Source organism: Romboutsia sp. 13368, from assembly GCF_018336475.1.
Lineage (GTDB): Bacteria > Bacillota > Clostridia > Peptostreptococcales > Peptostreptococcaceae > Romboutsia.
In genome coordinates, this window is sequence record NZ_CP048741.1 from 1,816,040 (window position 1) to 1,825,450 (window position 9,411).

The 9,411-nt window shown below is 28.8% G+C and carries 7 protein-coding genes and 1 other annotated feature; all 7 genes read right to left on the reverse strand.

What is annotated here, in order from left to right; all coding sequences use genetic code 11:
* Positions 1 to 54 precede the first annotated feature (54 nt).
* Positions 55 to 2,232, reverse strand: coding sequence for a hypothetical protein (locus tag G3997_RS07420; RefSeq protein ID WP_296645003.1), 2,178 nt, complete (start codon positions 2,230 to 2,232; stop codon positions 55 to 57).
* A 9-nt stretch (positions 2,233 to 2,241) separates the two neighbouring features.
* On the reverse strand, positions 2,242 to 2,499 hold the full coding sequence (locus tag G3997_RS07425) for an IreB family regulatory phosphoprotein (protein ID WP_296645004.1): 258 nt from the start codon (positions 2,497 to 2,499) through the stop codon (positions 2,242 to 2,244).
* A gap of 26 nt (positions 2,500 to 2,525) precedes the next feature.
* Positions 2,526 to 5,171 (reverse strand): alanine--tRNA ligase, encoded by a 2,646-nt coding sequence (gene alaS, locus G3997_RS07430; protein ID WP_296649468.1) that lies wholly within the window; start codon positions 5,169 to 5,171, stop codon positions 2,526 to 2,528.
* A 184-nt stretch (positions 5,172 to 5,355) separates the two neighbouring features.
* Positions 5,356 to 5,576 (reverse strand) — a binding site (T-box leader).
* Positions 5,577 to 5,689: 113 nt separating this feature from the next.
* Positions 5,690 to 6,796: a tRNA 2-thiouridine(34) synthase MnmA gene (gene mnmA, locus G3997_RS07435; RefSeq protein ID WP_296649470.1), complete on the reverse strand. Its 1,107-nt coding sequence runs from the start codon at positions 6,794 to 6,796 to the stop codon at positions 5,690 to 5,692.
* Positions 6,797 to 6,960: 164 nt separating this feature from the next.
* Complete coding sequence (nifU, locus tag G3997_RS07440; RefSeq protein ID WP_296645006.1) at positions 6,961 to 7,416, reverse strand: Fe-S cluster assembly scaffold protein NifU; 456 nt, start codon at positions 7,414 to 7,416, stop codon at positions 6,961 to 6,963.
* 45 nt (positions 7,417 to 7,461) lie between these two features.
* The gene (nifS, locus tag G3997_RS07445; RefSeq protein WP_296645008.1) at positions 7,462 to 8,646 is read right to left on the reverse strand and encodes a cysteine desulfurase NifS; all 1,185 of its coding nucleotides are present in this window, start codon (positions 8,644 to 8,646) and stop codon (positions 7,462 to 7,464) included.
* Positions 8,647 to 8,661: 15 nt separating this feature from the next.
* Positions 8,662 to 9,111, reverse strand: a complete 450-nt coding sequence (locus G3997_RS07450; protein WP_296645010.1) for an RrF2 family transcriptional regulator — start codon at positions 9,109 to 9,111, stop codon at positions 8,662 to 8,664.
* Positions 9,112 to 9,411: the final 300 nt, after the last annotated feature.

Below are 9,411 nucleotides of genomic sequence, written 5' to 3' on the forward strand. Positions count from 1 at the left end.
ATATTATATACTATAAATAAAAATTAGTCAGGATATTTAACCTGACTAATTTTATTAATCATTATTTTTATTTTCAAAAACTATCATATTTATGCTCATTATTATAAGAGGTATTAATATATATATAGAAGCTGTAGATGCAGCTACTATTCCCGAGTCATTAACTAATAATGTTACTATACATCCTACAAATGAAGCTAAAAATCCTTTAAATATTATAGGGTATCTTTTAGCGATAGACCTAAATTGCTTTGGAGGTCTAATTATAAATATTCCTATTATAAACACTCCTGCTAATAGTATATTTACCCACACACTAGTCTGAGCTAGTTTAATGTTCATAGATATTTTTCTAGCAAATGTTTGTATTATAGTGCTTGGACCATTTATAAATATTTGTTGCACAAATAATCCTAAATGAGATTCACTACCTGATACTATATCAAAGAATGCAAATGCACAAACTACAGCTACTATAGCCACACCAATAAGTATAACTTTCTTAAAATCTAATTTTACATCATATATAAGCATTATAAATAATAAGTATGCAGCTGTTTGAGAAATTGCCCCTCCAACATTTGCTCCCATAGTTGGATATGCACTAGTCATTAATATTAAAATTGAAACTAATACTACTGACCATTTAGGAAGCTTTTTATTAAAGTTTAATAATATAGCTAATGCAAATATAGGACTGGCTATAGATACACCTTCGTATTCATTTCCTACACCATAATATCTTGCTCCAACAATTGCATCATAACTCATTATATTATTTTTCATAAGATATGTTCCAAATATACAATCTATAACAATAATTGTAATGGTTAATAATGCAAAGAATCCCATTTGCTTTAAATCATCTTTAAATAATAATCTACCTAATAGATATAAAGCTACTGTAGTTCCAATAATACCTATTGTCATAAGTAGTGGTGTTTTAAAGTTAAATATAGGTGCTAGTATAAATGCTAATGGCATTATTATTCCTAACTTTATAAATTCTTTTAACACTTTAAATACTTTATCTTTATTAGGTATACGATTTCTAAATAATATAGCTATAACTCCTATAACCCAAGAAACAGATACTACACCTACAAATGTATTTACAACATTTGCTCTTATATTAGAAACTGTAGCCATTTTTTCTAACTCATGAGATAAAAACTCTATATTATCATCTTTTTCTACTAAACTATATGCTCTACCAACCATAAGTTCATTTTTTAATCCAAATTCATTAAGTATATCTACACCTACATCTATATTAGCAACTATACCGTCTCTTCTTGTTGTAGATGATGATAATAATCCTTTTTCATCTCCCTTAAACTTAACAATTGGAGATAATCTTTCTTTATTTTTATAAGCTAATTTACTTGGAAAAGCACTAGCTATATAAACAACGTCATTTTCCCCAACCATATCAAATACAGTATTTAAATAATCACTTATATTATCATGAATTTTTCTTTTCATTTTAGCATAAGTAGTTTCATTTAATAATTCTTTATATTGATCTAATCTATATGTATCTCCTAAATCTACAAATAATGCATCATTATTTTCATATAATGTTTTAGTCTCTGTAGCTAATTTAGCATAATCTGTTCTTATTCCAAATGGCATTGTTGCATCTTCTATATTGATGTTATCAATATTTCCATCTGCAATTCTTCCGTAATTATCCATAGCTAATAAACATATATTTCTATTTTCTGTTATCTCACCATTACTTACTGTGTCACTATTTCCTAAAACTGCAACTTTTAAATTATTATCTGCTAAAGTTTGTCCAAGTGAACCTAATGTTGATCCATATTGACCTTTTGATTCATTATCATCTAATGATTTATTTATTGATAAATCATTTATTTTCTTTGGAGATTTACCTGTTGCTGATTTATAAATTAAAGCTTCTTCCTTAGTTACTTCTTTAAAGTTTATGTATGTATCAGATGCTACGTTTGCTCTTCCTCCAGCACCCATACTTGCAAGTGACCTTTTATCATCTGTACCTTGGTCACCTCTTATGTTCATTAATCCTACATATCCTCTACTTTCAAGCTCTTTCTTTAAAGTAGGTATATCTTGCATTGCTTGCAAAGTCGTTCTATTCATATTTATAAATATAACTTTGCCACGTTGTGCGGCAAAGCTATATTGTGGAATAGAAACCATAATCATCATAACTGCTATAAGCAGTGATACAATCTTCTTTTTCATAAGATTGGCCTACTTTCTATTCAAATAATATGTTAATATTTCTTCTAATAATTCATCTCTTTCAAACTTTTTAATTATGCTTCTTGCATTTTTATAACTTGTTACATAACTTGAATCACCAGATAGAATATATCCTATAATTTGGTTTATAGGATTATATCCTTTTTCTAGTAGTGCTTCATTTACATAATTTAATGCATCTGAAACACTTATTTTATCCTCTGATATTCCTTCAAATTTCATAGTACTTTCTAAATCTTTATTCATTATTAAATCCCCCCTTAAAAGTTGAATTATTTAACTTGTGATTTTAAAACCTCACTTGCATGATTTAAAGCTTCATCTACTTTAGAAACATCTGGTGCACCAGCTTGAGCCATATTAGGTCTTCCTCCACCTTTTCCACCAGCTATTTGTGCTATTTCTTTAACTATATTTCCACAGTGAACACCTTTGTCTACTGCATCTTTAGTTGCTGTAACAACAAGATTTAATTTATCATTAGCTATATTAGCAAGTACTACTACACCACTTGATAATTTATCTCTTAAGTTATCTGCAACTTCTTTTAAAGTATTCATATCTATACCTTCAAATTTAGTAGTTACTAAGTTAACTCCGTTTACATCTACTTTTGAATCTAATACTGAATCTACTGCTTGTAAACTCATTTTAGTTTTCATATCATGTAATTCTTTTGATAATGATTTATTTTCTTCAAGTATAGAAGTTACTTTTTGAGTTAATCCATCTTCTTTAATTTTTAAAGATGTACAAACATTAGATATTACTTCTTCTTTTTCTTTTAAGAAATTGTATACAGCTTTACCTGTTATAGCTTCTATTCTTCTAACTCCTGCAGCTACTCCACCTTCAGATAGTATTTTAAACATACCTATTTGAGAAGTATTAGTTAAATGAGTACCTCCACAAAGTTCTATTGAGTAGTCTCCCATAGAAACAACTCTAACCTCATCTCCGTATTTTTCACCGAATAAAGCCATAGCTCCTTTATTTCTTGCATCATTTATACTCATATTTTCACAAGTTATATTTAAAGCTTCAAGTATTGCATCATTTACTTTTTCTTCTATAACTTTTAATTCTTCTTTAGTTATAGCTTCAAAGTGAGTTACGTCAAATCTTAATCTTTCTGAAGTAACAAGTGACCCTGCTTGGTTAACGTGTTCTCCTAAAACTTCTTTTAATGCTTTATGAAGTAAGTGAGTAGCACTGTGGTTTCTAGCAGATGCCATTCTTATTTCTTTATCTACTATTGTAGATAATTTTTCTCCAGTGTTTATCATTCCACTTTTTACTATACCTATATGCTTTATAGTATTGTTAGCACCTTTTTTAGTATCTATTACTTCAACTACTATATCTTCATCTTTATTTACTAAAAGTCCAGCATCTCCAGCTTGTCCCCCACCTTCTGGGTAGAATGTAGTTTTATCAAGTACAACAACAACTTTATCTCCTGCTACAGCCGAATCTACTACTTCATTATCTTTAACTATAGCTTTTATTATTCCTGAATTCTCTAATTCAAAATATCCTTCAAAAGTACTTGCTACTGAAGAGTCTAATTTAGATAATGGATCTTCTTTCCAGCTTTCTCCATCCATATTTCCTCTAGCACTTCTAGCTCTTTCTCTTTGCTTGTCCATTTCYTCATTGAAGGCTTCTTCATCTATTGATAAATGTTCTTCTTCTAATATTTCTTTTGTTAAATCTATTGGGAATCCATAAGTGTCATATAATTTGAATGCATTTTCTCCACTTAAAGTATTTTCTCCATTTTTCTTTAAATCAGCTATATAAGAAGATAATATTTCCATACCTTGTTCTATAGTTTCATTGAACTTTTCTTCTTCTATTCTTATAACTTTTTTGATGTAGCTTTCTTTTTCAACTAATTCTGGATAAGCTTCTCCACTTACTTTTATAACTTCATCAACTAATTTATATAAGAAGTTTTCTTTTATTCCTAATAATTTACCATGTCTAGCTGCTCTTCTTAATAATCTTCTAAGAACATATCCTCTACCTTCATTTGATGGTAATACTCCATCAGCAACTAAGAAACTTACAGCTCTTATATGGTCAGTTATTATTCTTATTGATACGTCAGTTTTTCCACCTTTTCCGTATTCAACACTAGCCATTTTTTCAACAGTATTTAATATATGCTTTATAGTATCTACGTCAAATATAGTATCAACACCTTGCATTATACAAGCCATTCTTTCTAGACCCATTCCTGTATCTATATTTTTATTTTCTAATTGTCCGTAGTTACCATCTTCATCTCTATCAAATTGAGTAAACACGTGGTTCCAGAATTCTAAGTATCTATCACAGTCACATCCTGGCTTACAATCTGGATTATCACATCCATATTCTACACCTCTATCGAAGTATAATTCTGAACATGGTCCACAAGGTCCTATACCTATTTCCCAGAAGTTATCATCTTTACCAAGTCTAACTATTCTTTCTTTTGGTATTTTTATTTGATTTTCCCATATTGAGAATGCATCATCATCTTCTTCATATACAGTTACCCATACTTTTTCTTGAGGTATATTTAAGTGTTGTGTAACAAACTCCCATCCCCAAGCTATAGATTGCTCTTTGAAGTAATCTCCAAATGAGAAGTTACCTAACATTTCAAAGAAAGTACCATGTCTAGCAGTCTTTCCTACGTTTTCTATATCACCAGTTCTTATACATTTTTGACAAGTAGTCATTCTAACACTTGGTGGAACTTCTACTCCTGCAAAGTAATTTTTAAGTGGTGCCATACCAGAGTTTATAAGTAATAAACTTTTATCATTGTGTGGCACTAAAGAAGCACTTTCTTTTAAGTAGTGATCTTTAGATTCAAAGAATTTTAAAAATTTGCTTCTAATTTCATTTAATCCCATTGGTTGCATCTTAAATGTCCTCCTATTTTCTATACATTGTTTTNNNNTTTTTTTTAAGTAGTGATCTTTAGATTCAAAGAATTTTAAAAATTTGCTTCTAATTTCATTTAATCCCATTGGTTGCATCTTAAATGTCCTCCTATTTTTTATACATTGTTTTTTATAAATAAAAAAACTCGCGCCTATAAAAACTTATAGGGGCGAGTATTATATTCGCGGTACCACCCTAATTATCATAATAAATTATGACATCTTCGGAAAACCTTAGCTATAACGTAACTACCGTCAATCCATACTATTATTTCAAGATTGATACTCTAAGACTGCTTCAACTATTCTATTCTAAGGGCTTCCACCAATTCCCTCTCTCTGTAAGACATCAAATAATTTACTATTTCTTATCTCTGTATTTAATAAATTTAATTTTTTAGTCAAAATATGAAATTTTATCTAAATTCCATATATGTTATATTACTAAATTTTTTTAAATTAATCAATACTATAAATCATATTGATTTTTAAAATTTTTAGCAAATTATTCCTCCACCAACTACAACATCACCATTGTACATTACAACTGATTGTCCTTTAGTTATAGCTCTTTGAGGTTCATCAAATACTATTTTTATTTTGTTGTTATCTATTTTATATACAGTAGCTGGAGATGGCTTAGCAGAATATCTTATTTTAGCTTCTACTCTAACTGGCTCAGTTATTTCATCAAATGCTATAAGATTAACATCTTTTGCTATAACTACTTTATTAAATAAATTTTCATTATCTCCTAGTACTACAGTATTTTTCTTAGCATTTATATCAATAACAAACATAGGYTTTCCAAAAGCTATACCTAGTCCTTTTCTTTGTCCTATAGTATAGTTTACTATGCCTTTATGCTTTCCTAAAACATTACCTTTAGTATCTACAAAATAACCTTCTTCAATTCTTTTTTTAGAATGTTTTTTAACATATCCAGCATAATCATTATCTTTTACAAAACATATTTCTTGACTATCTGGCTTATTATGAACATCTATCCCTATTTCCTTTGCTATTTCTCTAACTCTTTCCTTTTCATAATCACCTATAGGAAGTAATGTATGTTCTAATTGTTCTTGAGTTAAATTGTATAATGCATAAGTTTGGTCTTTCTTATCTGTAACAGATTTTTTTAATAAGTATCTACCTGTTTTTTTATCTTTTTCTATTTTTGCATAATGCCCTGTAGCTACATAGTCACATCCTATTTGACGAGCTTTATTAAAGAAGTCATCAAATTTTATATGCTTATTACACGCTATACAAGGATTTGGCGTTCTACCATTTAAGTATTCATCTATAAAAGGTTCTATTACCTTTTGCTTAAATACATCGCTAAAGTTTAATACATAAAAAGGTATACCTATTCTATCTGCAACTCTTCTAGCATCTTCAACAGCTGCTAATGAACAACATCCACCTTCATTTTCTATAAGTTCATCATCATCATCTTGCCAAAGTTTCATAGTAACTCCTATAACATCATATCCTTGCTCTTTTAAAAGATATGCTGCAACAGAACTATCAACTCCACCACTCATACCGATCATTACTCTTTTTTTCATTTTGTCACCTTCTCTTACGTATTTGCTTATATTTATTATATATATTTTGTCTTATTTTTTAAAGACTAAACTTATATATCTAATCTCCATACATTAATTTAATCTTTATAATATATTTTAAATTATAATATCCCTTTTAAGTAATTACCTAAAAGGGATATTTATATACTAATTATTAAATTTAGTTTTAAAGATTACATTTCATCTTCTTCTATATCATGATGATGGTCATGATCATCATCTATAACAACACCATCTAATTCTGGTATGTGTATATTATGCTTTTTAGAGTAATCTATTAAAGCTGCTTTTATTGCTTGCTCAGCTAAAACTGAACAGTGCATTTTTACTGGTGGTAAACCATCTAAAGCTTCTGCAACTGCTTTGTTAGTTACAGCTAATGCTTCATGTATAGTTTTTCCTTTTACCATTTCTGTAGCCATTGATGAACTTGCTATAGCAGATCCACATCCAAAAGTTTTGAACTTAACATCATTTATAACTTGAGTTTCTGGATCTATATCAAGATATATTCTCATTATATCTCCACATTTAGCATTTCCAACTTCACCTATACCACTTGCATTTTCTATTTCTCCAACATTTTTTGGATTCATGAAATGTTCCATAACTTTATCACTGTATTGCATCTTTTTTTCCTCCTTAAATTTTATTATATTATTAGCTCCGTGCTATTATTTTTGTTTCATTACCGCATCATATAAAGGAGACATCATTCTTAGTCTCTCTATAACTGGTGGTAATTTTTCTATTATATAATCTATATCTTCTTCTGTTGTAAAATCACCTATTGAAAGTCTTAATGATCCATGAGCTATTTCATGAGGTAATCCTATTGCCATTAAAACATGTGATGGATCTAGTGATCCTGATGTACATGCTGATCCACTTGATGCAGCTATACCTAACATATCTAACATTAATAATATTCCTTCTCCCTCTATAAATTCAAATGAGAAGTTAACATTACCTGGTAATCTATCTTCTAAACTACCATTTACTCTTGTATATGGTATTTTTTCAAGTATTCCATCGATTAATCTTGTTCTTAAAGATGTAAGTCTTTCTATATGTTCATCCATATTAGCTTTAGCAAGTTCAGCTGCTTTTCCATATCCAACTATAGATGGCATATTTTCAGTACCAGCTCTTCTTCTTCTTTCTTGTGCTCCACCATGAACAAAAGAGTGAAGTTTTACACCAGTTTTTATATATAAAGCACCTATTCCTTTTGGTCCGTATATTTTATGTGAAGACATACTCATTAAGTCTACATTTAATTCTTTAACATCTATTGGCACATTACCAGCTGCTTGAACAGCATCTGTATGGAATAATACATTATGCTTTTTAGCTATTTCACCAATTTCTTTTATTGGTTGTATTGTTCCTATTTCATTATTTGCAAACATTATAGTTATTAATATAGTAGTATCCTTTATTGCTTTTTCAAGTTCATCTAATTTAACTCTACCTTCAGCATCTACATCTAAATAAGTTACTTCAAATCCATGATGTTTTTCTAAGTATTCACATATATGAAGTACTCCATGATGTTCTACTTTAGATGTTATTATATGATTACCTTTATTTCTGTGTGCAAAAGCAACACCTTCTATCGCCCAGTTATCACTTTCTGTTCCACCAGCTGTAAAGTATATTTCATTAGTTTTTGCATTTATAAGGTTTGCTACTTGTCCTCTAGCTTTATCTAAAGCAGCTTTTGCTTCTCTTCCGAATGTATGAAAACTAGATGCATTCCCAAAGTTTTCTGTAAAATATGGCATCATTTCATCTAGAACTTCTTTTTTTACAGGAGTTGTCGCAGAATAATCCATATATAATCTTCTTTTTTCCATGTTCTCGTCTCCTATCTATTTTATAATTAGGTTTGTTATATCATTTTCTAATATATTTTTATTGTGATCATCTATCATATCTTGAAGAGTTATAGAATTTATTACCTCATCTATACCCTTTTTTATTTTTTCCCATACTACTTTTGTTACACATTTACCTGAATTTTCACATATATCTTCGTCTAATAAACAACTTGACAGCGAAACAGGTCCTTCTAATACTATTAATATATCACCTACAGTTATATCTTTAGGCTCTTTTGCTAAAAGATAACCACCTTGTGCACCTCTTACACTTTTAACTAGGCCAGATTTTTTCAAAGATGAAAATATCTGCTCTAAATATTGCTCTGATATATTCTGTTTATTAGCTATATTTTTTAGGGGTATAGGACCTTCACTCTTATATAGAGCTAATTGAAACATTGCTTTTAGTCCGTATCTACCCTTAGTGGATAATTTCATATTTATCACCCTTTACAAGGAATTACAATCCCTACTAATTTACTAGGTATTATCTTTAATATAAGTCTATTATACCCTACTAATTTTGTCAAGATTAAATACATACTAATTTACTAGGAATTAAATATAATGTATATATACCACGTTGTATATATTTTAAACTCAAATTTTTATTTAAAATTAAATTTATATACTATTTATTATTTCTCTATACACACAATATTATTATTTTAACTTAATATGATAATTTATTTTGTAAAATAATACATAATATTAAATATTTAATAATACTAAATTACC

Excerpts from the sequence above, each read along its gene's own strand:
- nifS (WP_296645008.1), bottom strand. The coding sequence starts at position 8,646 with ATGGAAAAAAGAAGATTATATATGGATTATTCTGCGACAACTCCTGTA.
- G3997_RS07420 (WP_296645003.1), bottom strand. The coding sequence starts at position 2,232 with ATGAAAAAGAAGATTGTATCACTGCTTATAGCAGTTATGATGATTATG.
- G3997_RS07425 (WP_296645004.1), bottom strand. The coding sequence starts at position 2,499 with ATGAATAAAGATTTAGAAAGTACTATGAAATTTGAAGGAATATCAGAG.
- G3997_RS07450 (WP_296645010.1), bottom strand. The coding sequence starts at position 9,111 with ATGAAATTATCCACTAAGGGTAGATACGGACTAAAAGCAATGTTTCAA.
- nifU (WP_296645006.1), bottom strand. The coding sequence starts at position 7,416 with ATGCAATACAGTGATAAAGTTATGGAACATTTCATGAATCCAAAAAAT.